Here is a 24,052-nt window from a genome sequence, read left to right as displayed (position 1 = left end):
TCCCGACACCAAATTTGTTCGGGTTTGTCCGGGCGGGCCGATGCCCATGGCATTCCGACGTCGTCGGCCGCTCGTTCAGGCTCGGGGTGTTCCCTGGTTGGCTAAATTGCCCTACTGTGTTTCGCGTGGAGGCACACGGAACCCCTGAATTGGTGGCCGTCGAGAATTTGCACTCTGGTGACCCGATCACCGATGTCAACGGTGGCGGTCAAAGGTATATCGTTCTGGAATCGAAGGCCGTCGGCGAGGGCTGCGTGGTGCTTGAGCTGGAGTCCAGGGTGGACCATCAGTTGCAGGTCATCGAAAAGTCATTCCCGACCGGCTACCACGTCGGCAGGGCAAACCACCGAATCTTGTAGGCCGCGTTTTTCGACGTTTATTAAAGGCCTATTAGAGCGATGCGGCGCCGGTCGACGGCAATCGCAAGTTTCGCTTTTTCGCGCGCTAATTACCGCTTGGCGATTGTTCCTCGCCGTGCCTTGAGCAGCCCCGGGGTTCGGCACCCGAGTGCGTGTCGCGACCACACGGCGGATCGGGCGGTCACAGCGGTGAGGCCGATACCGTCGGGCTGTCGAGAACCGTCACGCGTGATCACCGACAGCGGGCTGGATACACAAATGGCCGAGCCACCGGGTACCCGGGCTTGGTGTTTCCGGCTAACATGCTCAAGCCGCCACCAAACTGCGCCCAGTGACTGCACAATCGCAACGCCATTGAGCCGGCGTACACCTGTTCGGGAATTGGTCCTAGGGCTGCCTAGCGCAGCAACGCGAGACGACATCATGCGGTTTCGGCGGTCGGCGCTGGTGAGGCACCCGATCCAACGGGACTGCTACGCCCGGCGGCCCAGAGCCTCGGGCATCCTCGGGCACCTAGCCCGAGTTCGTGTGGACAGCTCGGGGGGTCGCCGGGAGGATTGGCGCGGTAAGCGGTGCAGTCAACATCGTTGTTGAAAAATGAGTGAAAATCATTGAAGGGTGGCGCATGAGGATTCCGGGCCTGGCCGGCCCAGTGGCCAATCTGGTCGCTGGCGTGACCGGAGGTGCCGCGCAAGCAGTGCGGGCCGGCGTGCAAACCGCAGCCGGCGCCGCCAGCGCTCTGCAGGTGCTGGCCAGCCCGGTGGTGGAGTTGGCTGGCCCGGTGGCGCAGTCAGCGGCTCAAACGACTGGCCGCGCAATCGGGCGCACCGGTTCTCCGGACGGAGCCCCCGACGGGGTCACCCCGCCGCTGCGTTGGCACAGCGGTCGGCGGGTCCATTTCGACCTGGACCCCTTGCTGCCGTTCCCGCGCTGGCACGAGCACGCGGCGGTGGTTGAGGAGCCGGTCCGTCGGATCCCGGGCGTCGCCGAGGCCCACGTGGAGGGCGCATTGGGTCGCCTGGTGGTGGAACTCGACGCGGGCGCCGACGCCGATGTCGTGCTCGACGAGGTACGCGACACCGTTTCCGCCGTCGCCGCCGACATTTTCCAGTCCAGGTCAGCTTCGTCGCCCAACTCCGCGCCGTTCGCCGACCCGGGTAACCCACTGGCCATCCTGGTGCCACTCACCGCCGCGGCAATGGATGTGGCCGCCCTGGGCGCCGCGATAACCGGTTGGGTCATCCGCTTGCCCGCGGCACCGCAGACCACCCGAGCCGCGGCCGCCCTGATCAATCACCAGCCACGCATGGTCTCGCTGCTGGAATCGCGGCTGGGTCGGGTGGGCACCGATATCGCGCTGGCCGCGACGACGGCTGCGGCCAACGGGCTGACCCAAGCGGTCGGCACACCGCTGCTCGATCTGGTGCAACGCGGACTGCAGCTCTCCGAGGCGACGGCTCATCGGCGGGTGTGGCGCGACCGGGAGCCCGCACTGGCCACCCCCAGGCGGCCGCAGGCTCCGGTGGTGCCGGTTATCTCATCGGCCGGCGTGCAGTCGCAGGAGCCGCGGCACAGCTGGGCGGCCGCGGCGGCCGGTGAGGCGTCACACGTCGTGGTGGGCGGATCCATCGACGCCGCCATTGACACCGCGAAGGGATCGATGGCGGGGCCGGTGGAGAACTATGTCGGTTCGGCGGCCAACGGCGCCCTGATTGCCGCGGCGAGCGCCCTGGTAGCCGGCGGCGGCACCGAGGACGCGGCCGGCGCCGTTTTGGCCGGGGTGCCACGTGCGGCGCATATGGGCCGGCAAGCGTTTGCCGCGGTCTTGGGGCGCGGACTCGCCCAGGAAGGGCAACTGGTCCTCGATCCGGGCGCGTTGCGACGACTGGATCGGGTGCAAGTGGTCGTTATCGACGGTGCGGCGCTCCGCGGCGACCATCGCGCGGTCCTGCGTGCCCAAGGCGACGAGCCCGGCTGGGACGACGACCGTGTCTATGAGGTCGCCGATGCGCTGCTGCACGGTGAGCAGGCACCCGATCCCGATCCCGACGAGCTACCGGCCACCGGGGCGCGCCTGAGATGGGTTCCGCCGAAGGGACCGTCGGCTACCCCCGCACAAGGCCTCGAACGCGCCGACCTGATGGTCGACGGCCAGTGCGTGGGCAACGTGGACGTCGGGTGGGAGGTCGACCCCTACGCGATTGCCCTGCTGCAGACCGCACACCGGACCGGGGCCCGGGTCGTTCTGCGTCATGTCGCCGGCACCGAAGATCTGTCCGCCAGCGTTGGCTCGACGCACCCGCCGGGTACGCCGCTGCTGACTTTGGTGCGCGAGCTGCGGAGAGATCGCGGGCCGGTATTGCTGATCACCGCATTGCACCGGGACTTCGCATCGACCGATACGTTGGCCGCACTGGCCATCGCCGATGTCGGAGTGGCGCTCGACGATCCCAGGGCGGCGACACCGTGGACCGCCGACATCATCACCGGAACCGATCTCGCAGCGGCGGTGCGGATTCTGTCCGCCATCCCGGTAGCGCGTGCCGCCAGCGAATCGGCCGTACACCTGGCCCAGGGCGGCACGACGCTGGCGGGGTTGTTGCTGGTCACCGGCGAGCAAGCCAGAACCACCAACCCGGCCAGCTTGCGGCGCTGGCTCAATCCGGTCAACGCCGCAGCCGCGACGGCCCTGCTGTCGGGAAGCTGGTCGGCCGCCACGGTGCTGCGATTGCCCGATCCCACTCCACAGCCGCTGACCGCATGGCACGCGCTGGACCCCGAGATCGTCTATTCGCGGCTGGCCGGGGGTGCCCGGCCGTTGGCGGTCGACCCCGGTACCCCCACCTGGCGACGCCTTCTGGACGACTTGTCCTACGAACCGGTCATGGCGCCGCTGCGCGGTCCGGCACACACCCTGGCCCAGCTGGCAGCGGCCACCCGACAAGAACTTGCCGATCCGCTAACCCCCATCCTGGCGGTCGGCGCCGCGGCATCGGCGATCATCGGCAGCAACGTCGATGCCGTGCTGGTGGCCGGTGTGATGGCGGTCAACGCGCTCACCGGCGGGGTGCAGCGGCTGCGGGCCGAGGCGGCGGCCGCGGAGCTGTTCGCCGAGCAGGACCAACTGGTCCGTCGGGTGGTCGTCCCGGCAGTCGCCACCACCCGGCGCCGGTTGGAAGCGGCTCGGCACGCCACCCGCACGGCCACCGTCTCGGCCAAGTCGCTGCGGGTCGGTGACGTCATCGATTTGGCCGCGCCGGAGGTGGTCCCGGCGGACGCTCGGCTCCTGGTCGCCGAGGACCTCGAGGTCGACGAGTCCTTGCTCACCGGCGAGTCGCTGCCGGTGGACAAGCAGGTGGACCCGGTTGCGGTCAACGAGGCCGACCGGGCCAGCATGCTGTTCGAGGGCAGCACCATCGTGGCCGGACACGCCCGCGCGATCGTGGTGGCCATCGGCGCCGGTACCGCGGCGCATCGGGCGATCTCGGCGGTCGCCGACGTCGAGACATCGGCCGGCGTGCAGGCCCGGCTGCGCGAGCTGACCAGCAAGGTGCTCCCGCTCACACTCGCCGGCGGCGCCGCGGTGACCGTGCTGGCCCTAATCCGGCGCGCCACGCTGCGGCAAGCCGTGGCCGACGGTGTCGCCATCGCGGTCGCCGCCGTCCCGGAGGGACTTCCGTTGGTGGCCACCCTGTCCCAGCTGGCAGCCGCTCAACGCCTCACCGCCCATGGCGCGCTGGTGCGTGCGCCGCGCACCATCGAAGCGTTGGGCCGCGTCGACACCGTTTGCTTCGACAAAACCGGCACGCTCACCGAAAACCGGTTGCGTGTGGTTTGCGCGATTCCCCACTCGGCCAAACCACAAGATCCCTTCCCCGATAGCGCCGACTCGAGTTCGGTCCAGGTGCTGCGGGCCGCCGCGCTGGCCTCCACCCAGCCCCACGACGGCCAGGGCCATGCCCACGCGACCGACGAAGCAATCGTTGTCGCAGCGAGCGCCCTTGACTGCCAAGATAATTCGGCCTGGACGATAATCGCCGAAGTACCCTTCGAATCCAGTCGGGGCTACGCCGCCACGATTGGCACGGCGGGCACGAACGACAGCCAACCGATGCTCATGCTCAAGGGCGCCCCGGAGACGATGCTGCCCCGCTGCCGGTTCGCCAACCCGGCAGCCGACCTCGAACATGCGGAGGCGTTGGTGCACAGCCTCGCTGAGCGAGGGCTGCGGGTATTGGCGGTTGCCAAGCGCGCCTGGGAGCACGAGACCGCCCACGACACCGACACCGACGCCGATGCCGTCGACGCGGCGGCACATGACCTCGAATTGCTCGGATACGTCGGTCTGGCGGACACCGCGCGCCCGTCGGCGCGGCCGTTGATCGAGGCGCTGATCGATGCCGAGCGCAACGTGGTGCTGATCACCGGCGATCACCCCACCACCGCACGGGCGATCGCCCGGCAGTTGGGCCTGTCAGCGGATGTGCGGGTGGTGACCGGCGCCGAGCTCATCGGCCTCGATGAGGACGCGGCCGCCAAACTTGCCGCCGATGTGCAGGTGTTCGCCCGCGTGAGCCCGGAACAAAAGGTGCAAATCGTGGCGGCGCTGCAGCGCTGCGGACGAGTGACCGCGATGGTCGGCGACGGCGCCAATGACGCCGCCGCCATTCGGATGGCCGACGTCGGTATCGGGGTCAGCGGGCGCGGTTCGTCGGCCGCGCGTGGCGCCGCAGACATCGTGTTGACCGACGACGATCTGGGCGTGCTGCTCGACGCTCTGGTCGAAGGCCGCAGCATGTGGGCGGGCGTGCGTGACGCGGTGACGATTCTCGTCGGCGGCAATGTGGGTGAGGTGCTCTTTACCATCATCGGTACAGCCTTCGGTGCCGGTCGGGCTCCGGTGGGAACCCGCCAGCTGCTGCTGGTCAACCTGCTCACCGATATGTTCCCCGCGCTCGCTGTCGCCATCACATCGCAGTACGACGATCCGGAGGAGGACGGCGATCTCAGCGAGGAAGAGATCGAGGAGGCGCGGCGGACCCGCCAACGCGCCGTCTTGACCGCACCGGCGCCGTCGCTCGATGCGCCCCTGATGCGCCAAATCGTCAACCGCGGTGTGGTGACCGCGGCCGGCGCAACCGCCGCGTGGAGCATTGGGCGTTGGACACCGGGAACCGAACGACGTACGGCCACCATGGGTTTGACCGCGTTGGTGACTACCCAGTTGGCGCAGACTCTGCTGACCCGCAGCCACAGCCCACTCGTCTTGGCCACCGCCTTCGGCAGCGCGGGAGTCTTGATCGGCATCATCCAGACCCCGGTTGTCAGCCACTTTTTCGGATGCACTCCACTGGGACCGGTCGCCTGGACAGGTGTGTTCAGCGCCACCGCAGGAGCGACCGCGGTATCGGTGCTGGCACCCAAGTGGCTGGCAAAGACGGTCGATGCCCTGCAGCCTGACGAGGACGCGGACTAAAGCGCGCTTAGGTCGACAACTCCCGGCGCAGCACCTTGCCGGCCGCATTGCGCGGAACACTGCCGACGATGTGGATATCTCTGGGCTGTTCGAACCGAGACACCCGGCCCTTCAGGTAGTCCCGTATCGCATCTGGGTCGACGTTGCGATCCGGGCGTACCACGATGAATGCGGCCAGCCGTTTGCCGAACTGGTCGTCGGGGACCCCGACGACCGCGTTTTCGGCGATGTCAGGGTGTTGGGCCAAAGCGTTCTCCAGCGCGCGTGGGTAGACGTTCTCCCCGCCCGAGACGATCATGTCGTCTTCCCGGCCGACGATGTACAGTCGGCCCGATTCGTCGATATAGCCCATGTCGCCGGTGCTCACCATGTTGTCGATGACGGCCTTGCCGTCGCCGGCGGTGTCGCCGTCTGAGTTCAGTTCGCCGCCAACGAAAATGCGTCCGATCACGCGCGGACCGACAAGTCTTCCGGATCTATCGAAGATCCGTACGGGACACCCCGCCACCGGCCGGCCCACCGTCTCCGGGGCAGTCCGTAGTTCGGCCGGCGTGGCCAGGGATCCGATGCCGACCTCGGTGGAGCCGTAGAGGTTGTACAGCACATCGCCGTAGGCGTCCATGAACCGACGAGCCAAGCCGGGTTCGAGCCGGTCCCCGCTGGACACCACGACCCGCAGACCCGGCACCGGGTTTCGGGCGCGCACCCGCTCCGGCAGGTCGAGGATGCGCGCCAGCATGATCGGCACCACGCTCATCGCATCGGCACGCTGCAACGACGCCTGCGCAAGCGTGGCCTCGGCGTCAAAGCGCCGGCGGGTCAGCACTGTGCCACCGAGACCAACGGTAAGCGTCAACATGCCGAAACCCAGACCGTGAAACATCGGTGTCGCCAATATCATTCGCGTACCGACACGGAGCCGAGTGCGATCGAGAATCGTCACTCCGACACCCAGCCCCGAACTAACTCTGGGTGTGCGTGGTATCCCCTTGGGTACACCCGTGGTGCCCGAAGTCAACAGGATGATTCGGCCCGACGCCGCAACCGTGGGCCGGGAAAAGTCGCCCGTCGTAACCGTCTGCGGGTCGATGACCAGGACCGAATCGGCGGTTCCGGTGATCTGGTCGGCAAATTCGTTGTCGCACAAGACCAGCCGAATCCGGTGGGCTTCCAACGCGGCCGCCAGCGCCGTGTGGCGAAACTCCGTGTTCACCAACACGACGTCGGCACCGACCAATCCCGCCGCGAATGCCGACGCAACGAAATTGCGACCGTTGCGGCACATGACGCCCACCGGCTGGCCGGCTGTGACGCCGGCACGGGCAAGTCGGTGGGCAATCGCGTCGACCATCGATTGCAGCTCGCGGTAACTGAGCGCGCCGTTGTCGTCGATGATTGCGGTCCGGTCCGGCCATCGCGCCGCCGAAATGGCCAGCAAAGTATACAGATTCGCGCCACCCCGGTAGAGTTCGCGAACCAGCCGGAGGGCCGCAACCGGACCGGGAGGACCGAGCAGACCGGAAAACAGCACCGCTCTTGCCGCGGCGCTCAACACGCTAGCGACCATCGTCGTCAGCCCCATCCGGTCCCGGCCGCGGTGTTGCAAAGAACCAGCGGTGCCACAGCCGCGCCGCATGATCGGCGGGCCCGGCCAACAACACCGAGGCCAGCTCGGCGGGCCACAACCAGGGCGGTTCGATGGTGCGCGGCCGCTCGATAATCGCTTTCGCCACGGCGTCGGCGGCCTCGTCGGGATCCAGGCCGGGAAGCCGGCCCAAGACGGGCGTGGGTGCGATCATTCGGGTACGGACCAGCGCGAAGTAGATAGATGTCACGTCCACGCCGTCATCGTGCAATTCCGGTGCCACACTGCGCATCCAGCGATCGAATGCGCCCTTCGACGCCTGGTAGGCACCCCATTGTGGGCCGGGTACCAGGCGTACGCCGACGCTGGAGACGTTCACAATCTGGCCGCGTCCGTTCTCGCGCATCGCCGGTAGCAGCCCCAACAGCAGCCAGATCGGCCCCAGGTAATTGACATCGATGGTGCGCTGGAAATCATGCGGCCGGTCGTACTGGTCGTGCAGCGACCGGCGCAGCGACTTGCCCGCGTTGCTCACCACGATGTCCATCGGCCCGTGGTTCTGATGGATTTGCTTGGCCAGCACGTTCACAGCGGCCTCGTCGGCCAGGTCGGCCGGGTAGGCGACCGCCGTCCCGCCCCCGGCGGTGATAGCGGCCGTTAGGTCGTCGAGCCTGTCGACGGATCGCGCCACGATCAACACGGTCGCTCCCGCCGCAGCCAGTTTCCGTGCGGTTGCCGCACCTATTCCGTAGGACGCGCCGGTAACGAGGACAGTCTTGCCGGAGACCGCGGCGCGCAGCCGATCGGGATCGGATATCCCCGCCGGATTGGCCAGTCTGGTACCGGCTCCGTCAAAGGCCCGGTAAATGGCCCCTGTCAAAAGCTGCGTTGCCAACTTCATCGGCCGGATCCCTCGATTGCGGACTGCTGTCTTGCCTATTGTGACCCATGGTCACTCTGGCAGGTACGGGTCCGGGTTGCGGGAATTTGACGACATCCGAGTCGGCGCTTGCGGTCCGTACCGGCGCCGACCACCGCTGCGGGCAGCTCAGCCACCAAAACTCGGCAGGTCACCCCATCGCGGCCGGTCAGCCGCGCCCATATCGGCGGTAGAACTTCTCGACGCGGCCGGCCGTATCGAGTGTGCGGCGGGTACCGGTCCAGAACGGATGCGAATCGGCGGATACCTCCACGACCACCAGCGGATAGGTGTGCACGCCCGACGGGCTCTCCCAGTCGATGCTGCGAGCGCTGGTCAGGGTGGAACGGGTAAGAAAGCGGGTGCCAGTGGTCGCATCCTCGAAAACCACCGGGTGGTAGTCGGGATGGATGACGGGTTTCATCCGGGTTCTCCTTTGTTTCCGAGTTCTCCTCTGTTGTGATGCCCGGAGAACTGCCCGGTTTCATCCGGTGTCTCATGGCACGGGTCTTCATGCCAGTCGCCGAACGGGTCGTCGTAGGCCGGCCAATCCTGCGGACGGGCCATCTCCCGGTCGGTGAGCAGCGCCCCGGTCAGGGCGCGGGTGATCTCGGCCTGGTCGGCGCCGCAGGCCAGGACCGTCATCGCGGTATGCCGGTCACCGAAGCGGTATTCCCACATCAACTCGGCGAACAAGCGCCGCTCCGGGTCGGCCCGGTCTACTTCGGCGGATGACATCGCGGCCAGCCACTTGCCCGCCGACGCGACCCGCAGACCACCGCCGGCAGATTCGAGCCACATGACCTGATCGGGCCGATTGGCTAACCACAGGCGCCCGCGGCTACGAATCACGCCATCCAGCAAGAGGTCGACGGCCTCGTGCAAGCGCTCCGGCCGAAATGGACGGCGGGCGGTGAACTCAACGATGCCGACGCCGCGGTCGGTGACCAACGGAGGTCGCCCGGCCAACAGCGGTGCGTGCGGATGATCGCTACGTCCCCTGCGCGCGTAGTCGTCCAGGTTGGCCAGCGCCAACTCGACTCGGTCGAGCCCGACGGTGATCCGCGCCCGCGGCGCCAGGCGCCTCAACACGGCCAGGGTGACCGGGTCGGGGCGGTTGAGCACCAGCACGTCGGCGAATTCGGCCTGACCGACTGTCACCTGAGCGAATGTCCGCCCGTCGAGCAGTTCGTCGTCGCCGAGGGATTGCGCCAGCCAGTTCGCCGAGTCCACACACGTCACCACCGCGCCGATCCGAACATCGCGACCAGCTGGAGCGTCCGGGTAGCCGGGCCCGACCCGGACCCGCACGTGATTGATTGCCCAGCAGATGGGTTCGGGCTCTAGCCAGGGCGCCAGGTGCACCACGATGCGGTCCACACCGTCTCGGCGGTGCAGCCTGCGCAGCAGAATCAGCAGATCGTTGCGGATGGTGCAGGACACACATCCATGCGCCAACTCCAGAGCCTCTTCGGCGGTGCTCAGCTCCCCGCGGCGCAGGGCGACGGTGGTGCGTCTGACCACGTGACCGTCAAACCGATGCTCGACAACGACCGTTCCGGACCGGCGCAGCAGCAGGCCGGTGGCGTCGTCGGTGTCGCCCTGCCCTGCCACCAGCACCACGGGAGTCCGCATCAGCACCCCTTACCGCACCTTCCCAAGCTTTCCTCTTATTGATAACGATTGTCATTAAGACGGGACTCACGATACAGTGCCTCGCACCGGGTTGTCGAAAATGATTTTCAATAAGCGCGTCAGCGAGGAGGCTGCCATGTCCGCACGATGCCAAGTCACCGGTCGCACGGTGGGTTTCGGCAATACGGTGTCGCATTCGCACCGGCGGAGTCGACGACGTTGGTCCCCGAATATCCAACTCAAGACCTACTACCTACCGTCCGAGAACCGCCGCATCAGGCTGCGGGTCAGCGCCAAGGGCATCAAGGTCATCGACCGCGACGGCATCGAGGCCACAGTTGCACGGCTCCGCCGGGCCGGCGAGAAGATCTGATGGCGCGCAACGAGATTCGCCCGGTAGTCAAACTTCGCTCCACCGCGGGTACCGGATACACCTACATCACCCGCAAGAACCGCCGCAACGATCCCGACCGGCTCACCCTCAACAAGTACGACCCGGTGATTCGCCAGCACGTCCAGTTCCGGGAGGAGCGCTGAATGGCCAAGAAGTCCAAGATCGTCAAGAACAACAAGCGGCGGGAATTGGTCGCGCGCTACGCGCAGCGGCGCGCCGAACTCAAGCAGATCATCCAATCGCCCACCAGCAGCTACGAGCAGCGGCTCGTAGCACGGCGCGCCCTGGGTCGCCAGCCGCGTGACGCGAGTGCCGTCCGGCTGCGCAATCGCGACGTCATCGACGGCCGTCCGCGCGGTCACCTACGCAAGTTCGGGTTGTCCCGGGTGCGGGTGCGCGAGCTGGCACACGCGGGCCAACTGCCGGGTGTTCGCAAGGCGAGCTGGTAGCCGAAGATGAAGAAGAAGACGAAGAACTCCGCGCGCACTCGGCGCGCCATCGCCACCCCACCAGCGCCGGCCAAGAAAAACCTGCTGACCTCGCTCGGGGTTGCCGAGGTCGACTACAAGGACGTCGCGCGGTTGCGCACGTTCATTTCCGATCGGGGCAAGGTTCGCTCTCGGCGGGTGACCGGCCTCACCGTTCAACAGCAACGCCAGGTCGCCATCGCGATCAAGAACGCCCGCGAAATGGCGCTGCTGCCGTATCCGGCTTCCCGGTCCCAGTGAGGCCCTCGTCGTGAGGCCGACCGCTAAGTCGCCGCGCTGCGGTTGTGCCGCCGGCGCGGGTCGACACCCGAACGGACCCATGCCTGTGCCGCCCAGGGCAGGTAGAGCAACCTGACAGGCAGCCGTTGCAGCGCCGGGTTCATCGCCCGCATGACAGCGGCGAAACGCTGAAATCTCCTCTCCTTCTTCGCATTCCAGTCGAGCTTGCACACCGCTCGCATCTGCGGCGGCAAGGTCCCGACGATGACCAGCCGGGCGTAGGAGTTCAGCGGCGCAGAAACGATCTTCCAGACCAACGCGGGTACATGGCGGGGGCCGCGGATCCCTTTGCGGAGATAGCCGGTCCCGTAGAGAACGGTCGGGTGTGCGACGAACCGGTCTAGCATGCCGTCCCAATACGCGACGAACTCGTCGTAAGTCTGCGGCTGACCACGGCCGCTGACGCCGTAAAGGTGGTACCAGATCTTGCTCTCTTCGAAGATCCGCCTCTTCTCGTCATGCGACAGCCGCCGGATGAACATGTCCGTGGTGTAGATGACCTGGTCGACAAAGGTGGCGTGGGCCCAATAGAACAGCTCCGGATTCAACGCGTGATAGCGCGAGCCGTCGCTAATGGTCCCCTTGATCGGCTTGTGGAAATCCCGCACGGTGCGGCCCCACGCATAAGGATCGTCGGAGTAGACGGTTTTCATCAGCGGCGGTGCGGTCCGCTTGGCTCGGCCCAGGGTGTCGCTGAAGACCACCGAATGATCGAGCACACCCTGAGCGAGTTGTTCGATGCAGTTTTCGGTGCCGGCAACGCGCTGGAACCCGAACAGCTGGGTGCGGTGGTCTCCGTAGAACTTCCAAATCAACGAGTCCGGGCCCAGCCTCGGTGCCGCCGTCTCCTCTGGTTGGTCGACCAGCAGCGGCAACGCTTCGCGAACACCGGTGTCAAAACCTGGGTCGGCGGTCAACTCAGTCGACATCCACCCTCCTTGCCAGTAGGTCCGCCACGGTTGAAGCATAGACACAAAGTTATATCTTTGTATCATGCGCCTGGCATCCGGATCGCCGCCGCGTCGTTTATCTGGGAAAACCCGGCCTTGTCGGCAATCTCGATGACGGGCGGGAACTATCATGCAGTCCAGAATGGCCGCCAAAGCAAACAACAATCGAGCCGAGTCGAGCACTGATCTCGACCGCACCATCCTGGATACCGCGCGGACGGTGTTCGAAACGTACGGCGTCCGGCGGGCGAATATCGAAGACGTCGCGGTGCGCGCGGGCGTGAGTCGCAGCACCATCTACCGACGGTTCCCTACCAAGGACGAACTGTTTGAACATGTCGTTCGGCGGGAGGCCGAACTGTTCTTCAGCACGCTGGACCAGGCCACCAGCGGGCGCAATCCGCAGGAGGCCGTGGTCGAAGCGTTCGCGCTCGGTGTGCGACTGATCAGGGACTCGCCACTGTATTCGCGGATCGCCGAGAGCGAACCCGAGTTGTTTGGCATGTTTTCGCGCTCGCACGTCTTCCCGATCGGTCGGTTCGCCGACGGGATCGCCCACACACTGCGGCGTTGCGGCGCCGATGTGGCCGACGATGCCGACCTTGCCAACATCGCCGACATCCTGCTGCGGGTCGCCGTCGGCATCATCGTCTTTCCCACCGACCGCCTCGACACCGCCGATGACGCGGCCGTCCGCGCGTACGCCGCCCGCTACCTGGTCCCGATCATTACGTTGTAACCGTGTCGCAGCTGCCCCGGACTCCCAGGACTCGCTACGCCAAGTGTGACGACCTGGACATCGCCTACCAGGTGATCGGGGAGGGGCCCATCGACCTGCTCGTGGTGCCGGGGCCCTCGATTCCCATCGACACCATCGACGCCGAACCGTCGATGTATCACTTCCACCGACGTCTGGCGTCGTTCGGTCGACTGGTCCGCTTTGACCATCGTGGCGTCGGCTTGTCCTCTCGGGTTTCGTCGCCGGAGGTGCTCGGCCCTAAAGCGTGGGCCGAGGACGCGATTGCGGTCATGGACGCCGTCGGATGCCAGCAGGCCACGATTTTCGTCTCGGGGTTCACCACGACGACCGCCCTGGTATTGGCCGCCGAGTATCCCGAGCGAGTGCGCAGCCTGGTGATCGTCAGCGGCTCCGCGCGGACGTTGTACGCACCCGACTACGAGCAGGGTCTGCAGACCAACGCGACCGAACCTTTCCTCACCATCGGGACCGAGCCCGACGCGGTTGAGCAAGGCTTTGACGTGCTGCGCATCATGGCTCCCAGCGTGGCGCATGACCAGGCTTTCCGGTCGTGGTGGGATCTGGCCGGCAACCGGGCCGCCTCCCCCAGCACGGCTCGCGCGTTCATCAACGCAGTGCGTGCCTCCGACGCTCGCGACGCGCTGCCACACATCACCGCACCGACGCTGATCCTGCACCGCAGGGGTTCGAGGTTTGTCCCGGTCGAACACGGCCGCTACCTCGCCGAGCACATCACCGGATCACGCTTGATCGAGCTGCCCGGTTCGGACTCCTTGTATTGGGTTGGCGACACCGCGGCCTTGCTCGACGAGGTCGAGGAGTTCATCACCGGCGTCCGGGGCGGCTTCGTCACCGAACGCGTACTGACCACGGTCATGTTCACCGACATTGTCGGCTCGACCCAGCGTGCGGCCGCCATGGGTGACACCCGATGGCGCGCCCTACTCGATAACCACGACAACCTTGTTCGCCACGAGCTCCAACGATTCGGCGGGCGCGAAGTCAACACCGCCGGCGACGGGTTCGTCTCCACCTTCAGCAGCCCAAGCGCGGCGATCAACTGCGCGGACGCCATCGTGGACGCGGTTGGGGTGCTCGGCATCGAGGTCCGCGTGGGGATTCATGCCGGCGAGGTCGAGGTGCGTGGCGCCGATGTCGCGGGCATGGCCGTGCACATCGGCGCACGTGTCTCGGCATTGGCTGCCGCCAGTGAGGTGTTGGTGTCCTCGACGGTGCGCGACATCGTCGTCGGCTCGCGGCATGACTTCGCCGAGCACGGTGAGCACGAGCTCAAGGGGGTTCCGGGCCGGTGGCGGCTATACGCGCTCATCCGGGAACTCCCGGCCGACCAGCCGTGGTGATCCGACGGCCAGCACCTAGCCCCCCTACACCCCGAGGTAATCCGACGCATCTGCGTCGCCGTTGACGCTGGCCTGGACCGCGTCGTGGGCGAGGTCGTGCATGGCGGCATCCATTCTGAGCACCTCGCTGAAAGCCGTTCCGTCCAGCACCCATAGCACCGTCGGTTCGATCGCGCGCACGCTCGCCTCGCGCCGCCAGCCACCGAGCAAGGCGATTTCACCGAAATGGTCACCCGCCACCAGGGTCCGCACGACCGTGCCAGCGACCAACGCCTCGAGCTTGCCGGATTCGACGACGAAAAAGTTCTCCGCCCGCTCACCCTGACGAAAGACCATCTCACCGGGACGCTTCAGCACGCGGCGATAGCCCCCCATCGAGAGCAACGGCAGCTTGCTGAGCGCCCGCAGTGGAACATCGATATTGAGGAACGATTGCACGATGTCGCCCTGATCGAGCAGCGCCAGATGCGGGTGATCGGAGGCCATGTCGCTGGCGCTGGCGCCGGACGCGTGCAGGACGGCGGCGGCCAACAATGCCATCGTGAGCGCCATCGACTCATCGCCGCACATGGGTGATCCGTCGAAGTTGACCGGGAACCCTGAGTTCAACAACGTGGCGTCGACGGTGCCGTCGCAGACCGTGAGGTCAGCATGACAGTCGGGATCCGGCTTGGTGCGCCGTCGCAGGGCGACGGCGTCAAACTCACGATCGGACGACGACGCCGACATCAACACCACGCCGGGGCGCAGCAACTCGTGCATGTCGGTGGGCACACTCGTCGCTCCCGTGGCGCCCACGATCACGTCGTAGTCGCCAATCGTGTCGACCAGATCGACCTGCGCCGCACAGCCCACCCGCGTGTCGTAAACGTCTACCCGATCATGCTGCGCACGCAGCAGGTCCGCCAGGGCGGTTCCGATTGCCCCGGCGCCGGTGATCAGGATGGCGTCGCCGGCCTCGACCGCCGTGATGCGCTCGAACGCCGTTTGCGTCACGCGGGCCGCGATGATCGGCGACTCGTATAAGAGCTTGGCCGACGAGCGGGCGATATTCACCACCGGAAATCCGAGTTGGCGCGCCGCGATCTTGGCATAGCCGGCCGATGTCTGTTCGATACCGATGACGTTGGCATCGGCGTCGAGCGCGTCGCCGGCGGCGGCCAGCAGCGAGCCACCGTCGTCGAGGAGCACCACACGCGCGGTGCGGTCGGGCACAAGTCGAGCCCAGGATTCGACGAAGAACCGTTCCACGTGGCGCGTGTACTGATCGTCGAACGGCTGATACGGGTCGTACATATCGCTGCAGTAATCGACGTAGACGCCGTCGGCGCGCATCGCGTCGGCAACTCCGCTGTGTGTCGAGTAGCACTTGCCGATCACCGCGACGTTGTGCGGGTCGAGTCCGACGCCAAATAGCGCGCGCAGCATCGCGTGCGTCGTCTCGAGCAGGTGTTGGGCGGCGATCAGGATGACCCCGTCGAGGCTGCGATCGCGGCTAGACACGATCGCGTCCACGAGTGGAAACCGTGTGACCGGCGTCACAGCGCAAAGTTAGCACACCCGCCCCGTGCCGTGGGCCGGTCTTTACCGGCCGGCGCCCAGCCACTGGAACCAAATACCGGCGGGCCGCGACTTGTAGGCTGACGAGTGTAAAAATGCCGATTTGAGGAGGCCTGTGGCGGCTCCACTTGTGGGGGACCCCGACCTCGGCTCCGCGCGGCGCATCCAGCTCGATGTTTCGGGTATGTCGTGCGCGGCGTGCGCGAGCCGCGTCGAAACGAAGCTCAACAAAGTTCCCGGCGTGCACGCATCGGTGAATTTCGCCACCCGCGTCGCCACCATCGACGTCGTCGACGTCGCGATCGACGACCTGTGCCAAGTGGTCGAGAAAGCGGGATACCAAGCGTTTCCGCACGCCGAGTCTGCCACCGACGAACGTGATCCAGACGCCGATCACGCCCGCAACTTGCTGCGCCGGCTGCTGGTGGCGGCGGTGTTGTTCGTGCCGCTGGCCGACCTGTCGACAATGTTCGCAATCGTGCCCAGCGCCCGGTTCCCCGGCTGGGGATACCTGTTGACCGCCTTGGCTGCCCCGATCGTGACCTGGGCGGCCTGGCCCTTCCACTCGGTCGCGCTGCGCAACGCGCGGCACCGGACCGCGTCGATGGAAACGCTGATATCGGTTGGTATCACCGCCGCTACGGTGTGGTCACTGTCGACGGTCTTCATCGCTGCCCCGCCGCGGCCCAGCAACGGGATCTGGCAGGCGATCCTCAACAGCGACTCGATTTACCTCGAGGTCGCCGCCGGAGTCACGGTTTTCGTGCTTGCGGGTCGGTATTTCGAGGCCCGTGCCAAATCCAAGGCGGGCGGCGCGCTGCGTGCGCTGGCTGCCCTTGGCGCCAAGAACGTGACGGTTCTGCTGCCCGACGGCGCAGAGCTGGTAATGCCGGCGGGTGAACTCAAACAAGGGCAGCGTTTTGTGACCCGGCCTGGTGAAACCATCGCAGCGGACGGTGTCGTCATCGACGGCACCGCGGCGATCGATATGAGCGCCATGACCGGCGAGGTCCGGCCGGTCCGCGCCGGTCCGGATGCGCCCGTCATCGGTGGCACCGTTGTGCTGGACGGCCGGCTGGTTATCCGGGCCACCGCCGTGGGCGCCGATACCCAGTTTGCTGCGATGGTCCGCCTGGTGGCGGAGGCGCAAGCGCAGAAGGCCCGAGCCCAGCGCCTGGCCGATCGGATCTCGGCGGTTTTCGTGCCGGTGGTCTTCGCCATTGCCGGGCTGGCCGGCGCGGTCTGGCTCATGGGTGGCGCCAGCGCGGATCGCGCTTTTTCAGTGACGCTTGGGGTGCTGGTGATCGCGTGCCCGTGCGCACTCGGCCTGGCCACCCCGACGGCGATGATGGTCGCCTCCGGACGCGGAGCGCAGCTGGGCATCTTCATCAAGGGCTGTCAGGCGCTGGAGACCATTCACGGGATCGACACCGTGGTGTTCGACAAGACGGGCACGTTGACGGTCGGGCAGTTGACCGTGAGCACGGTGACGACAACCGGCGGGCGAACCGCCGAGGAGATCGTTGCGCTCGCCTCCGCAGTCGAAGCGGCGTCCGAGCATGCGGTGGCGACGGCGATTGTTGCGGCCGCTCCCGATCCAGCTCCAGTCACCGAGTTTTCCGCGATCGCCGGATGCGGCGTGTCGGGAATCGTGGGCGGCCACCACGTGGAAGTCGGTAAGCCCTCCTGGATTACCCGAAACGGGGCCGGCAACGCCGATTTGGACTCTGCCCGGCGCGACGGCGAGTCTCGGGGTGAAACAATAGTTTTCGTTTCGGTGGATGGTGCGACAAGCGCGGCTATCACGATTGCCGACACCGTGAAAGACTCTGCCGCAGAAGCGATTGCCTCACTGCACAGCCGAGGGCTGCGGACCATTCTGCTGACCGGCGACAACCGGGCCGCAGCCGATGCGGTGGCCGTGCAGGTGGGCATCGAGACCACCATCTCTGACGTGCTTCCCGACGGCAAAGTTGATGTGATCCACAGACTTCGCAACGAAGGGCGCACCGTTGCCATGGTCGGGGACGGAATTAACGACGGTCCCGCGTTGGCTTGCGCCGACCTGGGATTGGCGATCGGACGCGGCACGGATGTCGCGATCGGCGCCGCCGACATCATCCTGGTCCGCGACGACCTCCACATAGTTCCCCAGGCGCTGGACCTGGCCCGGGCAACCATGCGGACGATACGGATGAACATGATCTGGGCGTTCGGCTATAACGTCGCGGCCATTCCGATTGCCGCCGCCGGTCTGCTCAATCCACTTATCGCCGGGGCCGCCATGGCCTTTTCATCGTTCTTTGTGGTGTCGAACAGCCTGCGGCTGCGCAACTTTGGCTCCGATGGCCGGGATCTATCCGAGGCGCGCTAGTGCCTGCCGGTTCGCTGTGCGGTCATCGCCGCATCCGGGACAGCTCGCGCAGCATCGCGTTGTAGGCCTCTAGGTCATCGTCGCCATAACTGCTATCGGCATGCCGGTCCTGACGGGCAGCGACTCGACGGTCTTGGCGCGCCCATTGCGCCACCAACGCGACTATGACGATGATGATGGGGAGTTCGGTTGCACCCCAGGCGATTCCTCCCCCGAGATGTTGATCGGCTTCGATGCTAGCCAGCCAGGGAAGATCCACGGACTTGTAGAACACGCCGCCCACCGCCGACGTCGTGGTCATCAACGCGATGCCGAAGAAAGCATGGAAGGGCATCACCGCGAAGAGGAGCCCGATACGTCCCGGGTAGGGCAGGCGACGCGGCCCCGGGTCGATACCAATGATCGCCCAATAGAACAGGTATCCGACGAGCAGAAAGTGGACGGCCATGAACTCATGACCCCAGTGATACCGAACAAGAGTGTCGAAAAGCGGTGTGAAATAGACGATGTAGGGCGAGGCGACAAACAGGATGAACGCCGTAATCGGATGCGAGAAGAATGCCGTTACCCGAGAATGCAGCAGCCATGTCAGCCACTCACGGGGGCCCGGCCGCTGTCCGTCACCAGCGGCGGGCAACACCCGCAGAGCCAAGGTGACCGGCCCGCCCAACACGAGCAGGACCGGGATGAACATGTTCAACGTCATGTGCTCGGCCATATGGACGCTGAACATCGCCGACCCGTAAGCCCGCACCCCCGAGCTGCTGGTGACTACCAGAACGGCACAACCGGTCAACCAGGACGCCAGCCTGCCCGCCGGCCAGGCGTTGCCGCGCCGTCGTAGGACGACGAAACCCGCCAGATAACCGATGGCGAGAACTATTCCCGCGACTCCAACCAGGCTGTCGAATCGCCAGGTGGTCACCAGGCGGACCGCATTCGGCGGTTGCGGAAGTTCATACCCCAAGAAGACGTCCCAGGCGGTGAACTGATGCGCAACGTAACGCGGCGCGGTCTGAACGGCCATCGCCGCCAGCGCGGCCACGGTGGTCATCGCCGCCAGTGCGGCACCGGTACTAGCATCACCGGATCGTCCCGGTGTGCGGAAGAGCTGCCGGCAGTCCGACATCCACACCAGCAGCAATAGCAGACCGGCCAGCAGACCCAGGCGCGCAAAATCGGAGTCGACCTCCCAGCGCGGGATCAACAGGTAAAGCAGCATCGCGCCGTAGGACAACGCGAGCGCACCGCATGCCACCTGGACCACCTGCACGGCGCGGCTCGGCGTCGCGGCGACCAGGACCATAGTGATTTTCAACCCGGCCAACGTGGTGACCGCCACAGCGAAAACGATCGCCGCGCTGGTCGCGTAGTCGTGATCCGGGCCCTGACCCGGGTTACCGGTCACCGCGGTCGCGATGACAGCGACCACGGTGGGGACCAGCAGCACAAGATGACCGAGCCAGCGAGTATGCAGGCGCAAGGTCACCGTGACCACCAGCGCGCAGATCACCGTGACGATCCACCCCCGCGCGATCTCGGATGCGGCGACGGCGTCGACCACCCCCCCGCCGGTCAGCAACCTGGTCGGCGCCACACCGGAATCGTGTGCGGCCTGAATGATCACCATCGCCGCCGCCAGGGCCGCCCAGGCAATAGAAACACGCTCCGCTACCAGATGGATCCGGAACGAAGCGGGATCGATCAAACCATCTCGTTCCGGCCGCGCCATCATGACCACGCAAACCATGGCGCCAAGACAAACCGCACCGGCGAGGCAGGCAGCGAAGTACCCCACCGGCTCCGCGACAGCAAGGAAAGCACCCGGATAGGGGTTGCCGACGGTGGCATACCGGCGTACCCCGGAAAGCAGGCCGTAGGCCGCCAACGCCGTCGCGCCGCCCAGCAGGCCGACCAGTAGCCAAGCCAGCGCCCAGGAGTTCGACCTGGAGGCTCGCGCGGTCGACGACGCGAGCGCGACGGGCCCTTCAGTCTCCATCCCACGAGCTTACGACTGCATGTCGTAGCCGATCCCCGTTGCCCGGGACGGGCAGGGAACTATTGGCGCGGCGGTAGCGACCTTGTCTGGGTAGGTGGCAGTTCGTCTGGGTAGACGACAAGTCAGCGAGGAGGTACGCAGCCATCATGTCGAAGCCGACCGAGGTGACTGACCAGCGCGTCGAGCGTGAGCAGCGGATACAACTCAAGATCTCCGGGATGTCCTGCTTCGCGTGCGCCCGTCGGGTCGAATCGGCGCTGAACAAGCTCCCAGGAGTTCGGGCCTCGGTGAGGTTCGCCACCCGGGTAGCGACCGTCGACGCCGGCACCGACATCGACGTTGCCGCTTTGTGCCAGGCGGTCCGCCACGCGGGCTATCCGGCCGAGTTGTGCACGGATGACGGTCAAAGCGCACGCCATCGGCCTCGTCATCCGTTGATTCGACGGGCGCTGGCGGCCGCGCTCTTCATGTCCCGCGCCTGCCACAGTGTGGTTTCTCGCTAGGGGCTAGTTCGGGGCGGGCGGCGGTGGCCACCAGGGTCGTCCTGGGTCGTCCTGGTCAGGCCGCCGAGCCGTCGATGGGCCACAAATGGTCGCGCCGGCGCCCCCGGGATGCGTTTTCCGGCAACACGATATCGATGTCGGCTATGGCCGGCACCGGGCGCGTGGTAGCGGTGTTGCGCCACAACATGATTGCCAGGATCGCGCCGATCACTAACGGCAGCTGCGTGCAGCTTCGCGTGATTGCAACAGCGCCAGATACCGCATCCCCAACGACATAGCCGGTCAGCGCCAAGACAAATGCCGTCAACACGCCCGCCACACCGGCCGCCGCACTCGGCCACAGTGCCGCACCCACCATGGCCGCCCCAAGGGCAATCGTCCACGATGTGGCCTCGTCGAGCAGGTGGTTACCGGAACCCGTTGTCCGCTGGTGACTTAGGCCCGAGTGCACGCCCAGACCCTGCACAATGCCCAGGGCGATCTGCGCGATGCCCACGTACAGCAGCGCCCATCGTTGCCGGGTCAGCAACGAAGATCGGGGCTGCGGCGCCGTCCGGTAGGTCTCGACGGGCACAACGGACACGTCAACCGGCCGGTCCGCAACGAGCCCACGGAGGCGGCGGGCTTGCCCAGCCACCTGCTCAAACCAGACGCTACACGCGCCGCACGCCTCCAGGTGCTCATCGACGCGTGCCGACGGCACCGCGGCTCGTTCACGGTCGAGCCGTGCCGACAACGCTTCGCGGGCCACCTCGCAATCCATGTCTTGTTAGTCGCGCACGGTGAGCGGATTGTTCCCGCACATCGGTGCGCTGGGTTTATGCCGGCGCATCAACCGAATTCGACGGATGTCACCGGGGCCCGCAGCCGCGACAGTCCCGGCAGCCGGTACGCCAGCGGAAGGCCCCACCGCAGCAATGCGCCACGCCCGGGTGGCGCGGGCAACTCGCGCACCCTACGGACGCCAGCGATAGCGCGTAGTTCGTCGTACTGATTGGCGGTGAACGAGAACGGCATCGGGGGCGCCGTGTAGTACTTGCTGAGCTTGAAGCCGCGTCGTTGCGAATATTCGCTCAACAGCCACGGGATGCTGTCAAAGATCAGTCGGCCCCCGGAAAAGCGATTGGCGCAGGCGGCGATCAGGTCGACAACGACGTCGCGCTGCAGGTATTGGAAAAGTCCCTCGGCGGTAATCAATACGCCGTTGGCATCGTCGACCTGGTCCATCCAGGAGTAGCACAGCGCCGACTGAGCGCAATGGCGTAATCGTGTCGATACCGGTAGCAGTTGCTGGCGCAGCCACACGATTGGCTCAAGATCCACCGAGAGCCAACTCAGCTCGCCGTTGTCGAGGCGCCAGAAGCTGGTCTGTAACCCCTCCGCCAACGCGACCACGGTGGCACCCGGATGCGTGCCCAAATATTCACGCGAGCCGTCGTCGAAGGCCAACGCGCGCAGCGCGGTAGCTTGGTGGGTCCGACCGAAGTGGTCGTAGTCGTAGCCGATGTTGTCGCGCAGGACGATGGCCATGGGGTCGTCGATGATGCCGTCGGGACGGGCAGCTTCCGTCGCTCGCTGGTGCAGGGTCAGCAGCGCGGTCTCCGATATGCCGTCGAGATGACGAGCGTCGATGACAGGCATGGGTGCACTATATAGCGAGTGGTTCCGACGCCCGCCGGCCAGTGGCGGGCCGGCCGCAGGTATCGGACTTCTCGCCAATAGCACTGCAGTGCAAAGGAATTGACCTGCCCACGCTGGCCACGTCAGGCCGACCCGAGATGAGGTCCAGCCTCAGCCGCGCCAGGTCCCTTCCGGGCTTGCCGAGGCCTTTCGGGTCATGATGGAACTTTCTCCCCGTCGTTTCCGACTAACCCCCAGGCGCTGCGAAGCGGTTGCGAGTCCGTAGCCGTCGCGCACTCGCACGCAAGGACACGCAAGGACAGGCAAGGAGACGGTGAATCCTGACAGCCGCGATATGGATGGCTATTCCTCCCGAGGTGCACTCGGCCCTGTTGAGCGCCGGACAGGGTCCGGGCTCGTTGCTTGCTGCCGCCGCCCAGTGGCAAGAGCTCAGCAGCCAATACGGTGCGGCAGCGACGGAGTTGACCCAGCTGCTGGCCGAGGTGGCGGCCGGGAGCTGGCAGGGAACCGCCGCCACCGAGTATGTGGCCGCGCACGGCCCCTACCTGGCCTGGCTCGAGCAAGCGTCGATCGATAGCGCGCTCGCCGCCGCGCAGCACCTAGCCGCTGCCGCGGCCTACGGTGGCGCCCTGGCCGCCATGCCCAGCCTGGCCGAGCTGGCGGCCAACCACGCCGTTCATGCCGTCTTGCTCGCCACCAACTTCTTCGGCATCAACACCGTCCCGATTGCCGTCAACGAGGCGGATTACGTGCGCATGTGGGTTCAAGCCGCCGACACCATGGCCGCCTACCAGGCCAGCACCGAAGCCGCGACGTCGGCGATACCGGTCACCCGGCCGGCGCCCCCGATCCTCGCCCCCGGCGGCGAAGCCCCCAGTGCCGCCCAGGACATCTTCGCCTCCATTGGGCAGCTGATCAGGGACATCCTGGATTTTATCGCCGATCCCTACAAGTACTTTCTGGAGTTTTTTCAACAATTCGGCTTCAGCCCCGCCGTTACGGTCGTGCTGGCTGTCATTGCATTGTTCTTGTACGACGTCCTTTGGTACCCCTACTACGCCTCCTACTCGCTGTTGCTGCTCCCCTTTTTCACCCCCGCGTTGAGCGCCTTGAGCGCGCTGAGTGCGCTGGCGGTGCTGCTGAACCACGCGCCGGTGGCGGCGGAAGGTCCCGGCACCGCGGCGCCCTCCGCGGCCCGGCACGGTGGCTCCCAGGTGGCCGTCGGGCTGACGCCGCCGGCACCGGCTGTTTCCGCCTTGAGCTCACAGGCCGCCCACCCCTCACCGAGCACGCCCGTCTCGGCGCCAGCCAGCGGCTCGGCACCATCGGCGGCGATCAGCTACGCCGTGCCTGGCCTGGCGCCACCCGGGATTGGCTTCGGCCCCAGGGCCGGCGCCAAAGCCTCCGCCACCGCCTCCGACACCGTCGGAGTCGCCGCGGCGGCGCGGTCGGGCTCCCTGCACGCCCGGCGCAGCAGACACGGCAAGGACGGCACCGGGATACGCGGCTACCGTGACGAATTCCTGGACTCAACCGTCACCGTCGACGCCGCCGACTGCCCGGCATCCACCCCGCAGGTGGCAAGTGGTCGGGGAGCCGGCGTCATCGGCTTCACGGGGGCCGCACCGGCGGCCGCCGGTGCTCCCGCCGGCATCGTCGAGCAATCGCGCGACTCCGCCACCACCGCCGTGCCACTGCTCCCCGCCACCTGGACAACCGACGCCGAGGAAACCCGGGGGCACGGCTAGGGGAACTTTTCGTCACCGTGT

The 24,052-nt window shown here is 66.5% G+C and carries 19 protein-coding genes and 1 pseudogene; 11 read left to right on the top strand and 9 right to left on the bottom strand.

The window, feature by feature from the left end; genetic code table 11:
* Positions 1 to 125 precede the first annotated feature (125 nt).
* Positions 126 to 359: a hypothetical protein gene (locus tag MB901379_RS01030; protein WP_174236959.1), complete on the top strand. Its 234-nt coding sequence runs from the start codon at positions 126 to 128 to the stop codon at positions 357 to 359.
* Positions 360 to 984: 625 nt separating this feature from the next.
* Positions 985 to 5,835: a cation-translocating P-type ATPase gene (locus tag MB901379_RS01025; RefSeq protein WP_158014912.1), complete on the top strand. Its 4,851-nt coding sequence runs from the start codon at positions 985 to 987 to the stop codon at positions 5,833 to 5,835.
* Positions 5,836 to 5,842: 7 nt separating this feature from the next.
* On the opposite strand, the gene MB901379_RS01020 is transcribed toward MB901379_RS01025, so the two are convergent.
* The 4 genes from MB901379_RS01020 to mrf form a co-directional block, all read right to left on the bottom strand.
* On the bottom strand, positions 5,843 to 7,402 hold the full coding sequence (locus MB901379_RS01020) for an AMP-binding protein (RefSeq protein WP_158014911.1): 1,560 nt from the start codon (positions 7,400 to 7,402) through the stop codon (positions 5,843 to 5,845).
* Positions 7,392 to 8,321 (bottom strand): SDR family NAD(P)-dependent oxidoreductase, encoded by a 930-nt coding sequence (locus MB901379_RS01015; protein ID WP_158014910.1) that lies wholly within the window; start codon positions 8,319 to 8,321, stop codon positions 7,392 to 7,394. Before MB901379_RS01015 ends, MB901379_RS01020 begins: the two co-directional genes overlap by 11 nt.
* A gap of 187 nt (positions 8,322 to 8,508) precedes the next feature.
* Positions 8,509 to 8,763 (bottom strand): type B 50S ribosomal protein L31, encoded by a 255-nt coding sequence (locus MB901379_RS01010; protein WP_158014909.1) that lies wholly within the window; start codon positions 8,761 to 8,763, stop codon positions 8,509 to 8,511.
* The gene (mrf, locus tag MB901379_RS01005; protein ID WP_158014908.1) at positions 8,760 to 9,974 is read right to left on the bottom strand and encodes a ribosome hibernation factor-recruiting GTPase MRF; all 1,215 of its coding nucleotides are present in this window, start codon (positions 9,972 to 9,974) and stop codon (positions 8,760 to 8,762) included. Before mrf ends, MB901379_RS01010 begins: the two co-directional genes overlap by 4 nt.
* Positions 9,975 to 10,110: 136 nt before the next feature.
* Between mrf and rpmB the strand changes: the two genes are divergently transcribed.
* The 4 genes from rpmB to rpsR are packed head-to-tail and all read left to right on the top strand — an operon-like array spanning position 10,111 to position 11,096.
* Complete coding sequence (gene rpmB / locus MB901379_RS01000; protein WP_158014907.1) at positions 10,111 to 10,347, top strand: 50S ribosomal protein L28; 237 nt, start codon at positions 10,111 to 10,113, stop codon at positions 10,345 to 10,347.
* A complete protein-coding gene (gene rpmG, locus MB901379_RS00995; protein ID WP_158014906.1) occupies positions 10,347 to 10,511 on the top strand; it encodes a 50S ribosomal protein L33 in 165 nt (54 codons plus the stop codon). The genes rpmB and rpmG overlap by 1 nt, the downstream gene beginning before the upstream one ends.
* Positions 10,512 to 10,817, top strand: a complete 306-nt coding sequence (rpsN, locus tag MB901379_RS00990) for a 30S ribosomal protein S14 (protein ID WP_158014905.1) — start codon at positions 10,512 to 10,514, stop codon at positions 10,815 to 10,817.
* A gap of 6 nt (positions 10,818 to 10,823) precedes the next feature.
* The gene (rpsR, locus tag MB901379_RS00985; RefSeq protein ID WP_158014904.1) at positions 10,824 to 11,096 is read left to right on the top strand and encodes a 30S ribosomal protein S18; all 273 of its coding nucleotides are present in this window, start codon (positions 10,824 to 10,826) and stop codon (positions 11,094 to 11,096) included.
* A 23-nt stretch (positions 11,097 to 11,119) separates the two neighbouring features.
* Here the strand turns inward: rpsR and MB901379_RS00980 are convergent, their stop codons facing one another.
* On the bottom strand, positions 11,120 to 12,064 hold the full coding sequence (locus MB901379_RS00980; protein WP_158014903.1) for an oxygenase MpaB family protein: 945 nt from the start codon (positions 12,062 to 12,064) through the stop codon (positions 11,120 to 11,122).
* Between the two features lie 163 nt (positions 12,065 to 12,227).
* On the opposite strand from MB901379_RS00980, the gene MB901379_RS00975 reads away from it, so the two are divergent.
* Positions 12,228 to 12,824, top strand: coding sequence for a TetR/AcrR family transcriptional regulator (locus MB901379_RS00975; protein ID WP_408632326.1), 597 nt, complete (start codon positions 12,228 to 12,230; stop codon positions 12,822 to 12,824).
* Between the two features lie 2 nt (positions 12,825 to 12,826).
* Complete coding sequence (locus MB901379_RS00970; protein ID WP_158014901.1) at positions 12,827 to 14,206, top strand: adenylate/guanylate cyclase domain-containing protein; 1,380 nt, start codon at positions 12,827 to 12,829, stop codon at positions 14,204 to 14,206.
* 24 nt (positions 14,207 to 14,230) lie between these two features.
* On the opposite strand, the gene MB901379_RS00965 is transcribed toward MB901379_RS00970, so the two are convergent.
* A complete protein-coding gene (locus tag MB901379_RS00965; RefSeq protein WP_158014900.1) occupies positions 14,231 to 15,748 on the bottom strand; it encodes a cyclic nucleotide-binding domain-containing protein in 1,518 nt (505 codons plus the stop codon).
* Between the two features lie 133 nt (positions 15,749 to 15,881).
* Between MB901379_RS00965 and MB901379_RS00960 the strand changes: the two genes are divergently transcribed.
* Positions 15,882 to 18,140, top strand: a complete 2,259-nt coding sequence (locus tag MB901379_RS00960; protein WP_158014899.1) for a heavy metal translocating P-type ATPase — start codon at positions 15,882 to 15,884, stop codon at positions 18,138 to 18,140.
* Positions 18,141 to 18,162: 22 nt separating this feature from the next.
* Here MB901379_RS00960 and MB901379_RS00955 read toward each other — a convergent pair whose 3' ends face one another.
* On the bottom strand, positions 18,163 to 20,139 hold the full coding sequence (locus MB901379_RS00955) for a cytochrome c oxidase assembly protein (RefSeq protein WP_158014898.1): 1,977 nt from the start codon (positions 20,137 to 20,139) through the stop codon (positions 18,163 to 18,165).
* A 146-nt stretch (positions 20,140 to 20,285) separates the two neighbouring features.
* Here MB901379_RS00955 and MB901379_RS00950 point away from each other — a divergent pair.
* Positions 20,286 to 20,633 (top strand): annotated as a pseudogene (locus MB901379_RS00950) (cation transporter); the annotation flags it as partial.
* A gap of 64 nt (positions 20,634 to 20,697) precedes the next feature.
* Here the strand turns inward: MB901379_RS00950 and MB901379_RS00945 are convergent.
* Together MB901379_RS00945 and MB901379_RS00940 are read right to left on the bottom strand one after the other, a co-directional pair.
* The gene (locus MB901379_RS00945) at positions 20,698 to 21,405 is read right to left on the bottom strand and encodes a zf-HC2 domain-containing protein (RefSeq protein ID WP_158014896.1); all 708 of its coding nucleotides are present in this window, start codon (positions 21,403 to 21,405) and stop codon (positions 20,698 to 20,700) included.
* Between the two features lie 68 nt (positions 21,406 to 21,473).
* Positions 21,474 to 22,283, bottom strand: a complete 810-nt coding sequence (locus MB901379_RS00940; protein ID WP_158014895.1) for a class I SAM-dependent methyltransferase — start codon at positions 22,281 to 22,283, stop codon at positions 21,474 to 21,476.
* Positions 22,284 to 22,621: 338 nt separating this feature from the next.
* Between MB901379_RS00940 and MB901379_RS00935 the strand changes: the two genes are divergently transcribed.
* Positions 22,622 to 24,031 (top strand): PPE family protein, encoded by a 1,410-nt coding sequence (locus MB901379_RS00935; RefSeq protein ID WP_158014894.1) that lies wholly within the window; start codon positions 22,622 to 22,624, stop codon positions 24,029 to 24,031.
* Positions 24,032 to 24,052 lie beyond the last annotated feature (21 nt).

The sequence above is a fragment of the Mycobacterium basiliense genome (assembly GCF_900292015.1).
In the GTDB taxonomy this organism is placed as follows: Bacteria; Actinomycetota; Actinomycetes; order Mycobacteriales; family Mycobacteriaceae; genus Mycobacterium; species Mycobacterium basiliense.
The sequence above is the reverse complement of the archived record's forward strand: the minus strand, read 5'-3'. Positions and strand labels throughout refer to the sequence as shown.